15 protein-coding genes are annotated in these 17,901 nt (G+C 42.2%); 11 read left to right on the top strand and 4 right to left on the bottom strand.

The genetic code is table 11. The features are described from left to right. Positions 1 to 5 precede the first annotated feature (5 nt). The 7 genes from infB (at position 6) to L3J70_07775 (ending at position 7,671) form a co-directional block, all read left to right on the top strand. Positions 6 to 2,750 (top strand): translation initiation factor IF-2, encoded by a 2,745-nt coding sequence (gene infB / locus L3J70_07805; GenBank protein MCF6236260.1) that lies wholly within the window; start codon positions 6 to 8, stop codon positions 2,748 to 2,750. A gap of 90 nt (positions 2,751 to 2,840) precedes the next feature. Further along, positions 2,841 to 3,227 (top strand): 30S ribosome-binding factor RbfA, encoded by a 387-nt coding sequence (rbfA, locus tag L3J70_07800; protein MCF6236259.1) that lies wholly within the window; start codon positions 2,841 to 2,843, stop codon positions 3,225 to 3,227. Next, complete coding sequence (truB, locus tag L3J70_07795) at positions 3,224 to 4,141, top strand: tRNA pseudouridine(55) synthase TruB (GenBank protein ID MCF6236258.1); 918 nt, start codon at positions 3,224 to 3,226, stop codon at positions 4,139 to 4,141. Before rbfA ends, truB begins: the two co-directional genes overlap by 4 nt. 43 nt (positions 4,142 to 4,184) lie before the next feature. Continuing rightward, positions 4,185 to 5,021 carry an aminodeoxychorismate lyase gene (gene pabC, locus L3J70_07790; GenBank protein ID MCF6236257.1) on the top strand — a complete coding sequence of 279 codons (837 nt, stop codon included), beginning with the start codon at positions 4,185 to 4,187 and terminating at the stop codon, positions 5,019 to 5,021. A 2-nt stretch (positions 5,022 to 5,023) separates the two neighbouring features. Then, positions 5,024 to 6,022: an endolytic transglycosylase MltG gene (gene mltG / locus L3J70_07785; GenBank protein MCF6236256.1), complete on the top strand. Its 999-nt coding sequence runs from the start codon at positions 5,024 to 5,026 to the stop codon at positions 6,020 to 6,022. A 15-nt stretch (positions 6,023 to 6,037) separates the two neighbouring features. After that, positions 6,038 to 6,658, top strand: a complete 621-nt coding sequence (gene tmk, locus L3J70_07780) for a dTMP kinase (GenBank protein MCF6236255.1) — start codon at positions 6,038 to 6,040, stop codon at positions 6,656 to 6,658. Then, on the top strand, positions 6,655 to 7,671 hold the full coding sequence (locus L3J70_07775) for a DNA polymerase III subunit delta' (protein ID MCF6236254.1): 1,017 nt from the start codon (positions 6,655 to 6,657) through the stop codon (positions 7,669 to 7,671). The genes tmk and L3J70_07775 overlap by 4 nt, the downstream gene beginning before the upstream one ends. Here L3J70_07775 and L3J70_07770 read toward each other — a convergent pair. Next, positions 7,661 to 8,743: an AI-2E family transporter gene (locus tag L3J70_07770; GenBank protein MCF6236253.1), complete on the bottom strand. Its 1,083-nt coding sequence runs from the start codon at positions 8,741 to 8,743 to the stop codon at positions 7,661 to 7,663. The genes L3J70_07775 and L3J70_07770 overlap by 11 nt on opposite strands. Positions 8,744 to 8,959: 216 nt before the next feature. Between L3J70_07770 and dapA the strand changes: the two genes are divergently transcribed. Both dapA and bamC read left to right on the top strand, forming a co-directional pair. Further along, positions 8,960 to 9,844, top strand: coding sequence for a 4-hydroxy-tetrahydrodipicolinate synthase (gene dapA, locus L3J70_07765; GenBank protein MCF6236252.1), 885 nt, complete (start codon positions 8,960 to 8,962; stop codon positions 9,842 to 9,844). Beyond that, entirely contained in the window at positions 9,834 to 10,334 is a 501-nt protein-coding gene (bamC, locus tag L3J70_07760; GenBank protein ID MCF6236251.1) for an outer membrane protein assembly factor BamC, read from the top strand. Before dapA ends, bamC begins: the two co-directional genes overlap by 11 nt. A 28-nt stretch (positions 10,335 to 10,362) precedes the next feature. Here bamC and tadA read toward each other — a convergent pair whose 3' ends face one another. From tadA to lptF, 3 genes are all read right to left on the bottom strand, one after another. Next, on the bottom strand, positions 10,363 to 12,192 hold the full coding sequence (gene tadA, locus L3J70_07755) for a Flp pilus assembly complex ATPase component TadA (protein MCF6236250.1): 1,830 nt from the start codon (positions 12,190 to 12,192) through the stop codon (positions 10,363 to 10,365). Between the two features lie 611 nt (positions 12,193 to 12,803). Beyond that, positions 12,804 to 13,868 carry an LPS export ABC transporter permease LptG gene (lptG, locus tag L3J70_07750; GenBank protein ID MCF6236249.1) on the bottom strand — a complete coding sequence of 355 codons (1,065 nt, stop codon included), beginning with the start codon at positions 13,866 to 13,868 and terminating at the stop codon, positions 12,804 to 12,806. 13 nt (positions 13,869 to 13,881) lie between these two features. Then, positions 13,882 to 14,970: an LPS export ABC transporter permease LptF gene (gene lptF / locus L3J70_07745; GenBank protein ID MCF6236248.1), complete on the bottom strand. Its 1,089-nt coding sequence runs from the start codon at positions 14,968 to 14,970 to the stop codon at positions 13,882 to 13,884. A gap of 150 nt (positions 14,971 to 15,120) precedes the next feature. Here lptF and L3J70_07740 point away from each other — a divergent pair, with 150 nt between their 5' ends. Together L3J70_07740 and L3J70_07735 are read left to right on the top strand one after the other, a co-directional pair. Continuing rightward, complete coding sequence (locus L3J70_07740) at positions 15,121 to 16,617, top strand: leucyl aminopeptidase (GenBank protein ID MCF6236247.1); 1,497 nt, start codon at positions 15,121 to 15,123, stop codon at positions 16,615 to 16,617. Between the two features lie 286 nt (positions 16,618 to 16,903). Next, the gene (locus tag L3J70_07735; GenBank protein ID MCF6236246.1) at positions 16,904 to 17,782 is read left to right on the top strand and encodes a DMT family transporter; all 879 of its coding nucleotides are present in this window, start codon (positions 16,904 to 16,906) and stop codon (positions 17,780 to 17,782) included. Positions 17,783 to 17,901: the final 119 nt, after the last annotated feature.

The raw sequence follows: 17,901 nt of genomic DNA, 5'->3' as shown, positions 1-17,901 counted from the left end.
TAAAAATGTCTGAAGTTAAAGTAAAGCAGTTTGCGGATATTGTAGGTATCCCCGTCGCTCGTTTACTCACGCAGCTCGGCGAAGCAGGTTTACCTGAAAAAGTTGAAAACGATATGATTTCTGATGAAGAAAAACAGAAATTGTTGGAGTTTTTACGTGGTAGTCATGGCCAGAAAAAGAGTTTAAGTGGTAAGAAAATCACACTGCGTCGTAAAACCCAAGACTCTTTAAAGCAAAAAAACTCACAAGGAAAGACAAACTCAGTGAGCGTTGAAGTGCGTAAAAAACGTACTTATATTAAACGTGAAGAACTCCCGGTTGAAAGTAAAACGATACCAAAATCGAAAGCGCCTTTAATTCCTAACCCTCCTCCACCCAAGCCTGAAATAAAAGAAAAACAGGAAGAAGTCACAGAGGCTCTTACTGAGTCAAAATCTAAAATAGAGACTGCACAAAAAGTTGAAGTGCAACCTAAAGTTGAAAAAGCTTTAGTTGAAGCGGATAAGGTTGTTGAGCCAAAACCTGAAACAACTCCTGTTCCTGAAAAAATAGAAAAGAAAAAAGCACCTTTAACCATGCGTGAAAAAGTACGCTTGGAAAGTGAAAGATTAAAATATGCGCAAAAAGCTAAGATAAATGAAGTAGAGGAAAGAAAGCTGCGTGCGGCTGATAAGATAAAGCGGGCAGCTGAAGAAAAGGTAAAACAAGAGGCAGAGAAAGCTAAAAAAGCAGCTGAAAAAATTCAAGAAAAACAAGCAGGGGGAAACGACAAGCCACGAACCAGACCTGCCGAAACAGCGGACAAAAAACCAACGCAGTTCCGTAATAAAAATAAAGAGAAAGCGGGCTCTAGATATGGGCGTTCAGAGCTTCATGTAGCGACAGGTAAATCTGGACGACGTAAGAGAAAAGTTAAAGGTTCTGCTGGGCGAGCAATAGTTAAAGATGAAAATGCTTTGCATGGTTTTGAAAAGCCAACGGCTCCTGTTGTTCGTGATGTGAGCATTCCTGAAACCATTACAGTCGCTGAGTTGGCTGGGCGAATGGCAGTGAAAGCAGCTGAAGTTATCAAGACCATGATGAAAATGGGCAGTATGGTAACGATTAACCAGATGCTTGACCAGGATACGGCGACTTTGGTTGTCGAAGAGATGGGGCATAAAGCGAAAGCAACACAATCGGATGCATTGGAAGAGTCCATCGCTCAGATTGAAGCACTGGAAGGTGAGAAAGTCGTTCGTGCACCTGTTGTCACCATTATGGGGCATGTCGATCATGGTAAAACAACGCTGCTTGACTACATCCGTCGTACTCGGGTGGCTTCAAGTGAAGCTGGCGGCATTACTCAGCATATCGGTGCTTATAATGTTGAAACCAACAAGGGAAATATTACTTTTCTTGATACCCCAGGGCATGCGGCATTTACTGCAATGCGTGCTCGTGGCGCAAAAGTGACCGATATTGTTGTGCTTGTGGTGGCTGCTGATGACAGTTTAATGCCTCAGACACTGGAGGCGATTCAACATGCACGTGCTGCTGAAGTAACGCTCATTGTTGCAGTTAATAAAATTGATAAACCTGATGCTGATCCAGAACGTGTTATGTCTGACTTGGCAGCAAAAGATGTCATTCCCGAGTCATGGGGTGGTGACACCATGTTTGTTAATGTTTCTGCCTTAAAAGGTGATGGTGTTGATGAATTACTAGATGGCATTTCTATGCAGGCTGAAATGCTTGAATTGAGCGCTGTTAAGGATGCACCTGCTCGTGGCATTGTTATTGAATCTGCCCTTGATAAAGGGCGCGGCCCAGTAGCGACTGTATTGGTTCAAGCAGGCACCTTAAAGCGTGGTGATATGGTGTTATCTGGCCAAGAGTTTGGTCGGGTGCGTGCAATGCTTGATGCGAATGGTAAAGTGGTCAAAAAAGCAGGGCCTTCAATTCCAGTTGTTATTCTTGGTCTTTCCGGTGCACCCAATGCAGGTGACGACATGATTGTGCTGGAAGATGAACGTAAAATCCGTGAAATTGCAGAGCAACGCCAACACAAACAGCGTGATGCACGGCTCGCTCGTCAGCAGTCAGCCAAGCTGGATGAGATTTATAACAGTTTTGGTAAAGCGGGTGAAGTTCAGGTCTTGAATCTTCTGATTAAAACAGACGTTCAAGGAAGCGCTGAAGCATTGACTCAATCTTTAACTAAGCTGATCCATGAAGAAGTTAAAGTAAATATTGTGGCCGATGGTGTGGGTGGAATCAATGAGTCAGATGTCAATCTGGCTGTTGCATCAAAAGCAATTTTGATTGGCTTTAACGTGCGTGCTGATGCTTCAGCAAAACGATTAGTTGAAGAGAATGACATTAGTTTACGTTATTACAGTGTGATTTATGACGTAATTGATGACGTGAAGATGGCAATATCAGGTATGTTAACGCCTGAAGTGCGTGAGCAAATTGTTGGTAACGCAGAAGTTCGGGATGTTTTCCGCTCTCCCAAGTTTGGTGCGGTTGCAGGTTGTCTGGTTGTTGATGGTGTCGTTAAGAAAAACAATCCGATTCGTGTATTACGTGATAACGTTGTTATTTATGAAGGTGAGCTTGAATCGTTACGCCGCTTTAAAGATGATGTCAATGAAGTTCGTGCAGGTACTGAATGTGGCATTGCCGTGAAGAATTATAATGATGTTCAAAGTGGTGATGTTATTGAAGTATTTGAGCAGATAGAAGTTGCTCGTACATTTGACGGATAGCACCCTTTAAATTAAAAATATCTCATATAATTCCTGCACATTTTTTGTGCAGGAATTTTTTATTATTTCATATAAAATTGTAGCTCAACAATGCCAAAAGAATATACGCGTTCTCAGCGTGTCGAAGAACAGATTCAACGTGTTCTTTCTCAAGTTATTCCTCGTGAAATCAAAGACCCACGTTTAGGTATGGTGACTGTTTCCGCCGTTGATGTGTCTCGAAAATTGAGTATCGCAAAAGTATTTGTGACGCTACTCGGTGGTGAAGGTGAGATTAAAGATCGCATTGAAATACTTAATAAAACATCAGGTTTTTTGCGCAGTGAGCTGGCAAAAAATATTACAATGAGACATGTGCCAGAGTTGCGTTTTTTCTATGATGTCAGCATTGAACGAGGTGTTAAATTGTCTGCATTGATTGATCAGGCGATGGATCTGGAAAATTCATCACCGAACAGTGGTGAGGAAAAAAAGTGAGCCAGCGCCGAAGAGCCAAAGGTCGGAAAGTGAATGGTATTCTTCTTTGTGACAAGCCGTTAGGTGTCTCATCAAATGCAGCACTGCAGAGTGCTAAAAATTTATATGGTGCTCAAAAAGCAGGTCATACCGGCAGTCTTGATCCATTAGCCAGTGGTATGTTGCCTCTTTGCTTTGGTGAAGCAACAAAAATTTCCCAATTTTTGCTGGATTCAGACAAGTATTATCGTGTGGTGATCAAGTTGGGTGAAAAAACAGCATCAGGTGATGCTGAAGGTGAAGTAATAGAGCGTTGGCCTGTGCCCGAAATCAGTGACTCATTACTTAAAAAAATTTTGAATGATTTTACGGGTGAAATCCAGCAAATCCCTCCAATGTACTCGGCACTCAAACAAAAAGGGCAGCCACTTTATAAGCTTGCTCGTCAAGGTATTGAAGTGGAGCGTGAAGCGCGTACGCTGAATATTATTTCATTAGAGCTGTTAAGTTTTGAAGGTGATTCATTAGAGCTTGATGTTCACTGCTCTAAAGGAACTTATGTGCGAACACTGGCGGAAGATATCAGCGCCGCATTAGGTTGTGGTGGTGGACATGTCACCTATTTACGTCGCCTAAAAGTTGGGCCTTTTGATGGCAATATGTACTCTCTAGAGACTCTTGGAGAGATAAAAGAGAGTGGCGATTTTGAAGCTCTGGACGCACTATTATTACCTATCGACCACGGTGTTTCACAATGGCCGATGCTTAATCTTTCACCTGCAACAGTGTTGCAGCTGCGCCAAGGACAGCCTGTTTTTGTTCCTAATTCACCTACGGAAGGTTTGATCAGGCTCTATGCTGAAGACGACTGCTTTCTAGGTTTGGGATTGATGCAAGATGACGGGAAAATTGCATCTAAGAGATTGTTTAATTAATAAACAGTATACTCAACACTTTTAGAATTGCTCTATTTTAAATATGTTGATCAACGGTGTTGAAGCGAATGCCATAAGCTCTTTGGATCGAGGGCTTCATTATGGCGATGGTTTGTTTGAAACCATTGCGGTAAAAAATGGTAAATTACAGTTGTGGCATCAACATATGCAGCGTTTTCTTGAAGGCTGTGAACGTCTTAGCTTGCCTGCGATTGACCCAGAATTACTCCATGCCGAAGCAGCCCGTCTGCTTTCTGATGATGCTAATAATAGCCAGGCAATACTCAAAATCATACTGACCCGAGGCGTGGGTGGGCGTGGTTACCATTCTCCAGAGACTCCCTCTGTTACACGAATTTTATTGCACTACCCCTGGCCTTCTTTTTCTGATTCTTATTGGCAGGAAGGTGTTCATGTTGAGTTATGCAAAACAGGTTTAGGAAGTAATCCTGTGCTGGCGGGCATAAAGCATCTAAACCGTCTCGAGCAAGTGATGGCCAGTCGTGAGTGGTGTGAACCCGAAGTGCAAGAAGGGTTGATGCTTGACCAACAAGGTAACGTGATTGAAGGTACGCGAACAAATCTGTTTGTCGTTAAAAATAACCAGTTAATAACACCTGATTTATCCATGTGCGGTGTTGAAGGTGTGATGCGTGGTGCAATTATTAATATTGCAAAAAAATCAGGTCTTCAGGTTCATGTTGCTGCGGTCAGCCAAGAAGTTTTAAAGAAGGCTGATGAACTATTTTTATGTAATAGCATTATTGGTATCTGGCCTGTAAAATCAGCAGGGCAAATAATTTATTCCAAGTTTTTTTTAACAAAAAAACTGATGGTCTCTTTAGAGCAACAATTAGCACATAGTGGCATTGATCTGTGAAAATTCTATCCAAGTTCATACTGTTTATTGTTGTATTATTAGGGGTTGCACTAGCAGTTCTTGCCATTGATTTTAAAAAGTTTTATGAAACACCTCTAAAAATTTCTCTTGATAACATCTCATATGAACTGAAACCCGGTGCCAATATAAAGCAAGTGGCCAATTCTCTGGTCGAATTGGAACTGATCTCTCACCCATACTATTTTATTGCATTGGCTCGTTGGCAGGGTGTTGCTCATCAAATTAAAACGGGAGAGTATGAGGTTGTAGCCGGTACGACTCCACCACAATTTTTAAGACAAATTGTCGATGGAAAGGTGATTCATTATGGAGTTACACTGATAGAAGGGCTGACCTTTCGTCAAGCACTGTCTGCTATTCATGCGAACGAAAATCTGGTTCATCATTTAATGGGTAAGACAGATGAGCAGATTATGACCGAAATAGGTCGAACGGGTGAACATCCCGAAGGGCGTTTTTATCCCGATACTTATCATTTTACACGCGGCATGAGTGATGTTGATATTTTGCGAAGGTCATACAGAATGATGCAAAAATACCTTGAAGAGTCGTGGTCAACGCGTGAAAAAAACTTACCATTGAAAAATAGTTATGAAGCATTAATTTTGGCTTCAATCGTAGAGAAAGAGACGGGGCTAAGGAGTGAGCAAGGACAAATAGCCGGTGTATTTATTCGTCGATTAAATAAAAAAATGCGTTTGCAAACAGATCCTACTGTGATTTATGGAATGGGCGATCGTTACGATGGAAATATCAGGCGGCGCGACTTGCTTGAGCATACGTCTTATAATACCTATCGCATCCCGGCATTGCCTCCAACTCCAATTGCACTGCCTGGCGGTGCAGCGATTGATGCGGTGATGCATCCTCTGAAAGGAAAAACACTTTATTTTGTATCCAAAGGTGATGGTTCACACTATTTTTCAGAAACACTGGAAGAGCACAACAAAGCCGTCACTCAATACCAATTAAAAAGATAGCAGGAATCCATATTGATGTCGGGTCATTTTATTACGATTGAAGGCAGCGAAGGGGTGGGGAAGACCACCAATATTAATTTTATTCAGGAGTACCTGAAAGCTAAGCAGCTAAAAGTCACTGTGACTCGTGAGCCGGGTGGCTCAAAACTGGCTGAACAGGTGAGAGAGCTGCTTTTGAGTCATCGGCAAGATGATATGGCGGATGATGCTGAATTACTGTTGATGTTTGCAGCGCGAGCCGAGCACTTGCATAAAGTGATTCACCCCGCACTAAAGCGCGGTGAGTGGGTTATTTCTGATCGTTTCACCGATGCGACTTATGCTTATCAGGGTGGAGGGCGTGGTATTTCAATGGAGCGAATTGCTCAGCTGGAAAATTGGGTGCAAGGGGATTTCCGTCCTGAGCTGACTCTGTTATTGGATGCGCCTGTATCGTTAGGCTTGCAACGCGTTGGCAAACGAGGCGAGCTGGATCGTTTTGAAAAAGAGAAGTCTGATTTTTTTGAACGTGTGCGTAATACTTATCTTGAACGAGCAAAAAAACTGCCACAGCGCTTCCGTGTGATTGATGCAACATGCCCATTAAAAAAAGTACAATCCCAAATTAAAACCTGTCTGGATAACTTTTTTAAATGAGTGCCGGAGACTATCCTGGCGAGCTTCCTTCCTGGTTAATGCCTTCATTTAACAATCTGATTCAGCGCCAGCGCAGCGGAACATTACCGCATGCATTGCTTTTGAGTGGCCAGAAAGGCATTGGCAAACAACGATTGGCTCAGGTGCTGATGAAAGCCGTATGTTGTGATGCACTCAATAAAAATGGGTTTGCCTGTCAGCAGTGCCGGAGTTGCCAATTAATTGAAGCTGGAAGTCATCCGGATGTTAAAAATATAAACCCTGTTGAAACAGGGAAAGTGATTAGTATTGATCAGATCAGAGCACTTAATCAGTATGTGTTACTTAAAGCACAATTAAGTGGCAATAAAGTGGCTGTGATTTCACCGGCAGAGCAGATGAATATTGCTTCATCAAACAGTCTGCTCAAAACATTGGAAGAACCTCCGGCGCATTCGTTATTGGTTTTAGTGACGAGCCGTCCTGCAATGTTACCGGCTACAATTCGCAGCCGTTGTCAGAATATTGTGCTTCATAAACCCACGATGGATGTGGGCGTTCAGTGGTTGAAAACACATATTGACTCACCGAAAGATCACTTGGAATTATTGCTTTCACTGGCTGATGGTGCACCATTTGAGGCTAAGAAATTAGCAGATAATGACCTTTTGAAACATCGAGATAAAATGTTGAGTGACCTTGAAGGGTTGATTAGAGGCCAAAATGATCCAGTGTCTATCGCTGAAGCATGGTTAAAGGTGGGTATGAGTGATTCTCTCTACTGGTTACGACGCTGGGTGGAAGACTTATTGCGCTTGAAAAGCAGTGAAAATCTATCCAATATCGTAAATTCAGACGTTCGTGGTCGATTGGAAAAGGTAGCACACTTATGGGATTTGAAGCCTCTATTCAGATTTTATGACCAGCTCTGTGAAACGATACGTCTTTGTGAAACATCATGTAATCCGCAGATGTTGCTGGAAGATCTACTCATTTTTTGGACGCATCGTCGTATACCGATTGTTATGGTTTAGGCAGCTCTCTATTTTCGCATTCAACATCTGTTCTAGGCCAGGCATTAATAACGGCTTTTACTAATGTTGCTAACGGAATTGCAAAAAACACACCCCATACCCCCCAGATCCCACCAAAAAATAGTACTGCAACAATGATGGCGACTGGGTGCAAATTAACCGCTTCAGAGAAGAGCAGGGGAACTAGTACGTTTCCATCCAAACCTTGAATGATCAGGTAGATTGTAACCAAATAGGCTAGTTCAGAGCTCCATCCCCATTGAAAGTAGGCAATTAATACCACAGGAAACGTGACAGCAACTGCACCAATATAAGGAATGATGACCGATAACCCAACTAATGAGGCTAAAAGTACCGAAAAGTTTAAGCCCATAAGAGCAAAAGCAATATAAGTGGTGACGCCAACAACAATGATCTCCAGAAATTTGCCACGTACATAGTTTCCGATCTGTTGATCCATCTCATGCCAGACTTGAGTCGCGACTAGGCGTTTTTGGGGTAAAAACCCTTGAAACCAGTCTATAATTTGTTCTTTATCTTTAAGTAAAAAGAAAACCAGTACAGGGATAAGAATGAGATAAATAAGAATAGTGAATATAACGGCAATTGATGAAAGTGACATGGAGAGCAGGTTTTGAGCGAAAGAGCCGGCGAATGTTTTAATTGTTTTCAGAAGTTCGGAAATCTGTTGCTGCGATACAAACTCAGGGTAAAGTTCTGGCAGTTTGAGCAGAGCATCCTGGCCTTTGAGGATCATGTCGGGTAATGCTTGGGCTAATTGATTGATTTGGCTTAATAGCATGGGCAGTACAGCAAGGAATAAAAATGCCAAAAAAACGAATGACGGAATGTAGGTCAGAAGTATTGCACTCATACGTGAGATTTTGTGTTTTTCCAGAACCTTTATCAGCCCTTCCAGAAAATAAGCCAGTACGATGCTAATCAGCAAGGGCGCCAGCATATCTCCAATGAAGATAACAATGCCAAAACCAATGATGAGCAATAACCCGAGGAAGATCGCTTCAGGGTCGGATAAGTATTTACTGATCCAGCGGTTAATAACATTTTGCATTTTATTTTAGTGATCGTTTTAAAATATAATGTGCTTGATCATACCATCACAAATAGAGTTAGAAACCTTTGTAGGAAAAATATTTTTCGTGTAAAGGTCTTGTTAGTATAAGGATCTATTCCAGAGGGTGCTGTGATAAATACGAGTTAATACCTTGTTATCCGTGAATGTCACAAGTACCATGAGCGGTTGAATTGAATGGGGAGAATATAAAATATGTTTCATGGCAGTATGGTTGCGCTGGTGACACCAATGTTCCCTGATGGAACACTGGATCGAACGGCATTAGATGAGTTGATTGAGTATCATATCGAACAAGGAACGGATGCGATTGTTGCGATGGGGACTACGGGAGAGTCTGCAACTTTTGGAATAAAAGAGCATTGCGAAGTCATTCGTGATGTTGTAACGAAGGTCAATGGACGTATTCCAGTGATTGCCGGTACGGGTTCTAATGCAACTCAGGAAGCCATTGAACTAACGATTGGTGCGATGAAGGTGGGGGCGGATGCCTGCTTATTAGTCACACCCTATTATAATAAACCTACTCAAGAAGGTTTGTTTCTGCATTATAAAGAGGTCGCTGAGGCAGCGGCGATACCACAAATTCTCTATAATGTGCCGGGGCGCACTGCATGTGATCTGTTGCCTGAAACAGTAGAACGGTTATCAGTAATTCCAAATATTATTGGTATCAAGGAAGCGACGGGAGATATTGAACGAAGCCGTGATATTTTGGCGCGTTGTGGCCAGGCTCTGGATATCTATAGTGGTGATGATGCCACTGCAATGGAGTTGATGCTGGGTGGTGCTAAAGGTGTCATCTCAGTGACGGCTAACGTGGCTCCAAAATTGATGCATGAAATGTGTGGTTTTGCATTACAAGGCAATCGCTCTGCTGCACGTTTGCTTAATGAGCGTTTAGGGGCATTGCACCGTGATTTGTTTGTTGAATCAAACCCGATTCCAGTGAAATGGGCCTTATATGAAATGGGACTGATTACAGAAGGTATTCGTTTACCGATGACTGTTCTATCTGAACAATATCACGCAACAATTCATCAAGCATTGATCCAGTCTGGAGTTGATTATGAACAGTAATAAAAAGTGGTTTTATTTGCAAACAGTTGCTTTGAGCCTGAGTCTGATTTTGTTATCAGCATGCAGCTCTGTTGATAAAACACTTTATAAAGATGCGCGTACGTTACCCCCGCTCGAAATTCCACCCAATCTAATGGCTCCTGAAGTGGCTGATGGTGTGGAAATGACAACACAAACAGATGATGTTTCCGCTGGAAAATCTGCTCTGATCTGGGAGCGAGATGGTGGGTTGATTATGGTACTGAATCTGGATTATGCGACCGCTTGGCTGTTGATTGGAGATGTTCTGAAAGCACAGGGGTTTTCGATAAAAAATGAAAGCAAGGCAAAAGGCTTATATACCTTGCAATTACAAGGTACTTCGAAACAGTTGAGTGTAGAAGATCGGGGTGTAAAAATATTAGTCACAATGATTGGCTCAAAAAACCAGCGTGATCACTCTGCTGAGGCCTATCAGGTATTGTCGAAAATACATGCTGAATTAAAGTAGAGACAAGGCATGCTTTGCCTTGTCTCTATTATTTAATACAAACGGCTCGTATCTGTACCATATCAGTAAACCCTTGCATGACCTTTTCAATGCCATCTTGCTTTAGGGTTCGCATCCCTGCAGCAAGGGCGGCTTGGAGTATAACCTGAACACGAGAGCGTTCGAGAATAAGTCGTTTAATTTCATCTGATGCCTCCAGAAATTCATGAAGAGCGAGCCGTCCGCTGTATCCGGTGTTATTGCATTTTTCGCATCCCACAGGCTTACACAGGGTTATTTTATTTTCGTCATTTGCATATATTTCATGCCACTCTTTTAATATTTCAGCATAAATTTTTTCTGCATCTGTATCTTCGCTAATAAGCTCATCACAATATTCATGAGCAAGCCCCATCAACTCATGATCACTACATGTATACTCTTCTTTACAATGACTACAAAGTGTTTTTGCCAGTCGCTGGGCAAGAATTCCGAGCAGGGCATCTGAAAAATTAAAGGGATCCATGCCCATATCCAGTAATCGGATGATGCTTTCAGGGGCACTATTTGTATGCAAGGTTGAGAAAAGTAAATGGCCTGTCAACGAAGCTTCAATACCCGTCCCTGCAGTCTCTTTATCACGCATCTCACCGACCATAATAATGTCAGGGTCTGCACGTAAAAAAGCCCGCATAGCTGCGGCAAAGGTGAAATTAATTTTGGGTTGTACTTGTACCTGACGTAGCCCTTTTTGAGTGATTTCTACAGGATCTTCAGCAGTCCATATTTTTCGTTCTACGGTATTTAGATGGGCAAGCAGTGCATGCAGTGTGGTCGTTTTACCTGAACCCGTTGGGCCGCAAACAAGAAACATGCCATAAGGTTTTTCGATATTGGCAATGACTTTTTCTTTGTTTCGCTCGCTCAGCCCAAGTTTATCGACAGCAACGGCGCCCCCTTTGGCTAATATTCTGAGTACGACATCTTCAACTCCTCCAGCTGTCGGTAGAGTAGCAACACGCAATTCAATATCAAGAGGGCCATATTTTTTAAAATTTATTTTTCCATCCTGTGGTTTTCGCCTCTCGGAAATATCAAGGTTGGACATGATTTTCAGTCTGGAAATCAGTGCTTGACGATATTGAGCCGGCAGTTCGAGATATGAGGATAGTGTGCCATCACGGCGAAATCGAATGATTGTTTTTTTATTGCCAGGATAAGGTTCGATGTGAATATCAGATGCACCTTGCTGGTATGCATCAATTACTATTTTATTCATCAGTTTGACGACAATATTATCTTCAATATCAGATTCGATTGCAGACTCTTCCAGGTAGTCATCATCGTCATCATCTAAAATAAGGTCTTCAGTTAAGGCATCACTGAACTCGCTGCCCAGCCCTTGGGTGTCATAGTAATAGTTCGTGGCCCAGTCAATGTCTGTGGCGGTCGACATGACACTTTCCACCAGCATATTAGTGTGAAAACTGAGCGCATCAATTGCAGATGTTTTAAGATTGATTGGATTTTCAAGTGCGATAACGAGTTTGCCATTATAAATCGCAAGAGGAATGACCCGATAACGTTTAATCAGTTTTTTAGGAACAAGATTGATTACCTTGGGGCTGATTTCGTACTTCCTGAGATTAACAAAGGGAATGCCTAGCTTTTTTGCAAGCGCGGTTTGAACTGCTTCTTGAGTTAAAATACCTTTATCAACCAGAAGTTCGCCTAATGGCATCCCACTGCTATCTTGCTTTTGAAATTCAAGAATTTCTTCGAGTTGCTGCTCTGTAATCAATTCATCATTAATTAATACTTCCCCCAATCTTAAATTGGGTTGTGAGTTTTGGTGTTTGAGTGCGTATTCCAGCTCTATTGATGATGTGACTTCATCAACGGGCTGTTGGTCTTCTTCTGAACTGGAAGTCTCTTCTTGCAGTTGGTCGTGTTTGGCGTTGGAGTAGACGGTTTTTTCATCCATCCTACAGTTCATCAAGGCATCAAAAGGGGCAAAAATATAACGATATTGGTTTGCTCCTTCGCTTTGTAGCAATAACAACCCATATTGGCAAGCAATGAGCCCAACAGCGGTTCCCTGAAGTTTAATGTTATCTAAAAATTTTAACTTGAATTTTTTTTTATTGAAGTCTGACGGGTTGTCAGTGGTTTGATGGAACAGTCGTGAATATTGAATGACCCTGATATTTTTTAGTGAAATTTTTTGTGGGGTATGGCTATCTCGGTTTGCAACCAGAATGGTACCAGTTTTGCTATCCATTGATTCAAAAAGACCGATGGTTTTATTTCCATCTAATAGATGGAACATTGCGGCCTCTCCATTAAGAAGGCTGAGGTCGTCATATTCTGAATCAACGCACGGTTGTACAGGTGGTGGCTCAGCGATTGTGGTATCCATCCGTGGTTCTCTTTATATAAGTTATTTCAAGTGTTATTAACCCGATGTATCGACACGGAAATAATCAGGCTTTAACGCATTCGCCTCAGCAGGGTTATAGATAAAATAAAAAAGAGCAGTGTCGGCAGAAGTGCACTGATGACGGGAGGGTAGTGGTTGAGTAATCCTGCATAACTGAATATTTGACCAAATAGGTGAAAGCCCAAGCCAACAAGCGCACCAAAAAGAATGCGTTGACCGATACTAACGGTGCGTAATGAAGCAAAAATAAACGGAATGGAAAGGAGGAGCATGACACCCGTATTAAGTGGCGCAGCTGCTTTTTTCCAAAGAGCGAGTTGGTAGCGTTCGGCATCCAGCCCATTTTTTTTCAGGTAACTTACATAGTTATAAATTCCTGTTGCGGATAGATTTTCTGGATTGACGGTTACAATGCTGAGCAGTTGCGGGTTAAGCAGTGATTTCCACTCAGTTTGTGTTTTTTTATGGGCAATCACTCCATGCTTTGTCAATGTGCTGACTTTTATATCTTTTAATAACCACTCCTGATTTATATAACTTGCACTTTTAGCTTGAGTGATGGTTTGAAGTTGATGATGGTTATTAAATTTATAAATATGTATACCACTTAAATCACCATCGGGGAAAACATTGTTGATTTTGATAAAAGTCTGCCCATCTTTAGCCCAAAAGTTATTGGCGTTATTGGTAGTGACACGCTCTCCCAAAGCTGTAGTGCGCATGTTCATGGCATAGCGTTCGCTCATAGGTGCGAGAAATTCGCCAATTATTGTGGCTAAAATCATGAGCAACAGACCGACTTTAAGCACAGAAAATACAATTTGTTTAATTGATACCCCAGCGGCTCGGATGACAATGAGTTCACTATTGTTGGCCATTCCACCTAACCCAATAATACTGCCTAAAAGTGTTGCCATTGGAAAAAGCATGTAAGCAATGCCGGGGAGTGACATAAAGATAAACAATCCAGCATGCTGGATTTCATAACTGCCTTTTCCGATATCTTCCAGCTCTCGCATAAAACCAATCAAACCAAAGAGTGAAAGTAACACCATCAAGACCATAGAAACATTCAGGATGACTGCTTTACCAATATATATATCTAATATTTTCATGATACCGGTACTTTCATTTGGATGGATGCTTGAATCTGATTTTCAGAAAAGTGGGGCTGTTTTGTTTTATAAATAGGATTGTGATGAGTAATATGACGAGGCCATGCACCCACCACAGGCCAATCCAGACAGAAACATCCCCTTTTTCAACCCAGCTTTTCGCAACGACCAATAGATTGCTGTAAACAATAAACAGTAAAATACCAACCACTAATTTTGAATATTTACCTTGACGCGGAGTTGTACGACTGAGTGGAATAGCGAGCAGGGCGAGTAATAATGTCGATAAAGGGATGGAAATACGCCATTGTAATTCAGCGATGGAACGCGGATTATTGATGGCCAGTAGCTCAAAGGGAGTTTTAGTCGAGTAGCTGTGATTAGGAGGAGGGTCATTTTTTTGATGAATACGTATGCCGTGCTCCTGAAATTTTGTCACTGTAAATTCAGTAGTGCCGGGTACCCCTGCATATTGATAACCTGACTCCAGAACTAAAAACTGGTCACCACTTTTTTTCAGGGTACGCTCGTGGGCTGACTGGGCGGCCAATATTTGCAGTTGACCTTCATGCGTACCTTCTACAAAAATATTTTTCAGTTGACTGGTGCTGGGTTCAATTTTTTCAACGTAAAGTGCCCAGCCCGACAGCTCTTTAAATTGGCCCGGAATAATTGCTCTGAGTTGAGTGGATGTATCACTTGTATTTTTTAGCTGTGAAATGCCGCGTTCTGCCCAAGGTGCAATATAAAAGGAGAATGTTGCGGTCAGCAGCGCAACAAAGAGTGCAAACCAGAAAATACTTTTAGATATTTGTAGAGTGCTCACGCCACAGGCTTCAAGTGCTGTCATTTCGTTATCTTGATAGAAGCGGCCTAATGCAAGCAAGACGGATAAATAGAGCGAAATAGGTAGCAATACTTCAATGGTATCTGTGATATAAAGCATTAATAACTGCACAACAATATCACTCGGCAATATACCGGCTGCCGCTTTGGCGAGTGAACGCACCAAGCTATCACTAATAAAAAACAGCAATAAAACAGAAGTGACCGCTGTCAGAGTGAAGAGTACTTCCTTAATAATATAGCGATTGAGTATCAATGTTTTAAATTCGTATATAGATTATTTGTTTTTTTTGAACAATATTAATAAAGTATCGTTATTAACGCTGTGATTTCTCACATACCATGGGTACACTACAGCGCCATAAACTATATTTTAACAGCATTACGATGGGTTAGGATTTAAATAATGGAATTTTCAATAAAAAGTGGTCACCCCGAAAAACAGCGCACCGCGTGTGTTGTCGTCGGTATTTTTGAGCCTCGCCGTATGTGTGCATCTGCTGAGCAGATTGATCAAATCTCGGGTGGTTTTCTCTCAAGTATTATTCGCAGGGGTGATCTTGAAGGAAAGTTTGGTCACACTTTACTGCTGCATAATGTGCCCAATACATTATGTGAACGGGTTTTACTGGTTGGTTGTGGTCGTGAACGTGACTTCAATGATGCGGTCTATCGAAAACTGATTGCAAAAACAACCGTCGTATTGAATGAAATTGGTGCAATGGAAGTCACCAACTATTTAACTGAACTCAATGTGAAAGGGCGCGATACTCATTGGAAGATTCGTCAAGCCGTTGAAGCTGCTTGGGGCGCACTATATCGTTTTGATTACCTTAAAAGTGAGAAAAAAACAGATCGTCGCCCTCTTCGTAAATTGATTCTGTCCGTACCCAGTCGTCGTGACTTGGCTCATTCTGAACAAGCAGTAAAAGAGGGGCTTGCTATTGCTAAAGGGGTTGACCTGGCTAAAGATCTGGGGAATTTCCCGGGAAATATCTGTACCCCTGAATATCTGGCAGAGCAAGCTCTTAAATTAGCTGAAACGCACCCATCTATTCAGACTGAAGTATTAGAACAAGAGCAGATGGAAGCGCTCAAAATGGGGTCGCTATTGTCCGTGTCAAAAGGCTCTGCTTTATCACCTAAGTTTATTGTGATGAATTATAGTGGTGGTAAAAAAGGGGATGCTCCCGTTGTATTGGTGGGTAAAGGTGTGACTTTCGATTCGGGAGGTATTTCGATTAAACCTTCCGCTGCGATGGATGAGATGAAATATGACATGTGCGGAGCCGCTAGCGTATTAGGCGTGTTATCCGCTGTGGCTGAAGTTGGTTTGCCCTTGAACGTTGTGGGCGTTGTGCCGGCGGTTGAAAATATGCCGAGTGCCCATGCTACGAGGCCAGGGGATATTGTGACCAGTATGTCGGGCACAACAATTGAAGTTCTCAATACTGATGCTGAGGGGCGTTTGATTTTGTGTGATGCGTTGACATACTGTGAGCGCCTTAACCCTTCAGTTGTGATTGATATTGCGACCTTAACGGGCGCTTGTGTTGTCTCGCTGGGGCATCATATCAGTGGGCTTCTGGGCAATCATAACCCTTTGATCAATGACTTATTGAACGCAGGTAAAACTTCAGGGGATCGCGCATGGGAACTGCCTATGGGGGAGGAGTACCAAGAGCAGCTGAAAAGTCCATTTGCTGATATTGCAAATATTGGTGGGCGTTATGCGGGTACTATTACAGCGGCTTGCTTTCTTTCCAGGTTTACCAAAAAATACCATTGGGCACACTTGGATATTGCAGGAACGGCTTGGAAAAGTGGTGAGAAAAAAGGCGCGACAGGTCGCCCTGTGCCGATGCTGATGCAATATTTAATTGATCTGTGTGCTGAAAATTAAAAATTCTATTGACATTGGTCGATAGTCAGTTCAAATTATTGATTCTGAAATTTAACTAATTTTTACGATTACGATGAATAAACACACTTTTAAAAACTACATTGTGATGATTCGAGCATGGCGTGTCGCCGTGCTACGAAAATGTGTCGCTGTGTGCTTGGAGAAAATGAAAGTGTCGTAAAAATCAGTTCCTAAAAATTCATTTTTAAAAAGCCGCAGATGTCACTATCCGCGGCTTTTTTTTGGCTGTTTGAAAAACTAAATTATATTCAAGAGGAGAAAAAAAATGTCTGTGCCAGCCGCTTATTTCGGCGTTGTTCTAATCTGGTCAACAACACCGTTGGCCATTCAATGGAGCAGTATGGAAGTGGGTTACCTTTTTGGGGTTTCTGCACGCATGGTCATTTCATTGGTGCTTTGTTTGGCGATCATCGCTTTGTGGCGTGTACGTTTTCCATGGCATCCAGCCGCACGCCAGGTTTACCTGCTCTCAAGCGTAGGCACGTTTGGTGCCATGATTTGTGTTTATTGGGGCGCACAGTTTATTTCATCGGGCTTGGTTGCTGTCATTTATGGAGCAATGCCTATGGTCACCGCGCTTATTTCAGCGTTGCTCTTAAAGGAGGATGTTTGGCGTGTTGGAAAAATAGTGGGCATGGTGATTGGAGTGCTGGGGCTAATTATCGTGTTTGATCCTCGTATGCCAAGTAATCCAGAAGCATGGAAAGGTGTGTTGGCCGTATTTTTATCGACTGTTTTACACAGTCTAAGTATGGTTTTAATTAAACGTACTCATGTTGACATTCCACCTTTGAGTGTTGTTGCCGGTGGATTGATCGTTGCTGTTCCGCTGTATTTACTGACAGCGGTTGCAACAGGAGTGAGCTGGCCTGTGGAAATACCGGATCGTGCGCTTGCTTCGATCCTCTATTTAGGTGTCATTGGTTCAGTGTTTGGGTTTGTCTTGTTTTATTATTTGTTGAAGCACTTGAGTACGCCCAGTATTTCAATGATTACTTTGATTACACCAGTTTTTGCACTGGTACTGGGCGCTCTGGTAAATAACGAGATCGTTAATTTGACGATCATATTGGGCACCGTGATGATTTTACTAGGGTTGGTAGTGCATCAGTGGGGGGATACTTTTTTGTTACGTTATAAGTAGTAATGGAGAGCTGATAGAAAGTGCTTTGTATATTGTAAAATAAGATTGACCCCTTTCCTTCACAAGGGGTCCAGTCCGAGGAATTGCCCACTCACTCGGTAGTACCGCAAAGCAGCCAT

It is taken from the genome of Gammaproteobacteria bacterium (assembly GCA_021648145.1).
Taxonomy (GTDB): Bacteria; Pseudomonadota; Gammaproteobacteria; order JAADGQ01; family JAADGQ01; genus S141-38.
Note: the sequence above shows the minus strand (reverse complement) of the source record. Positions and strands in the feature narration are given on the sequence as shown.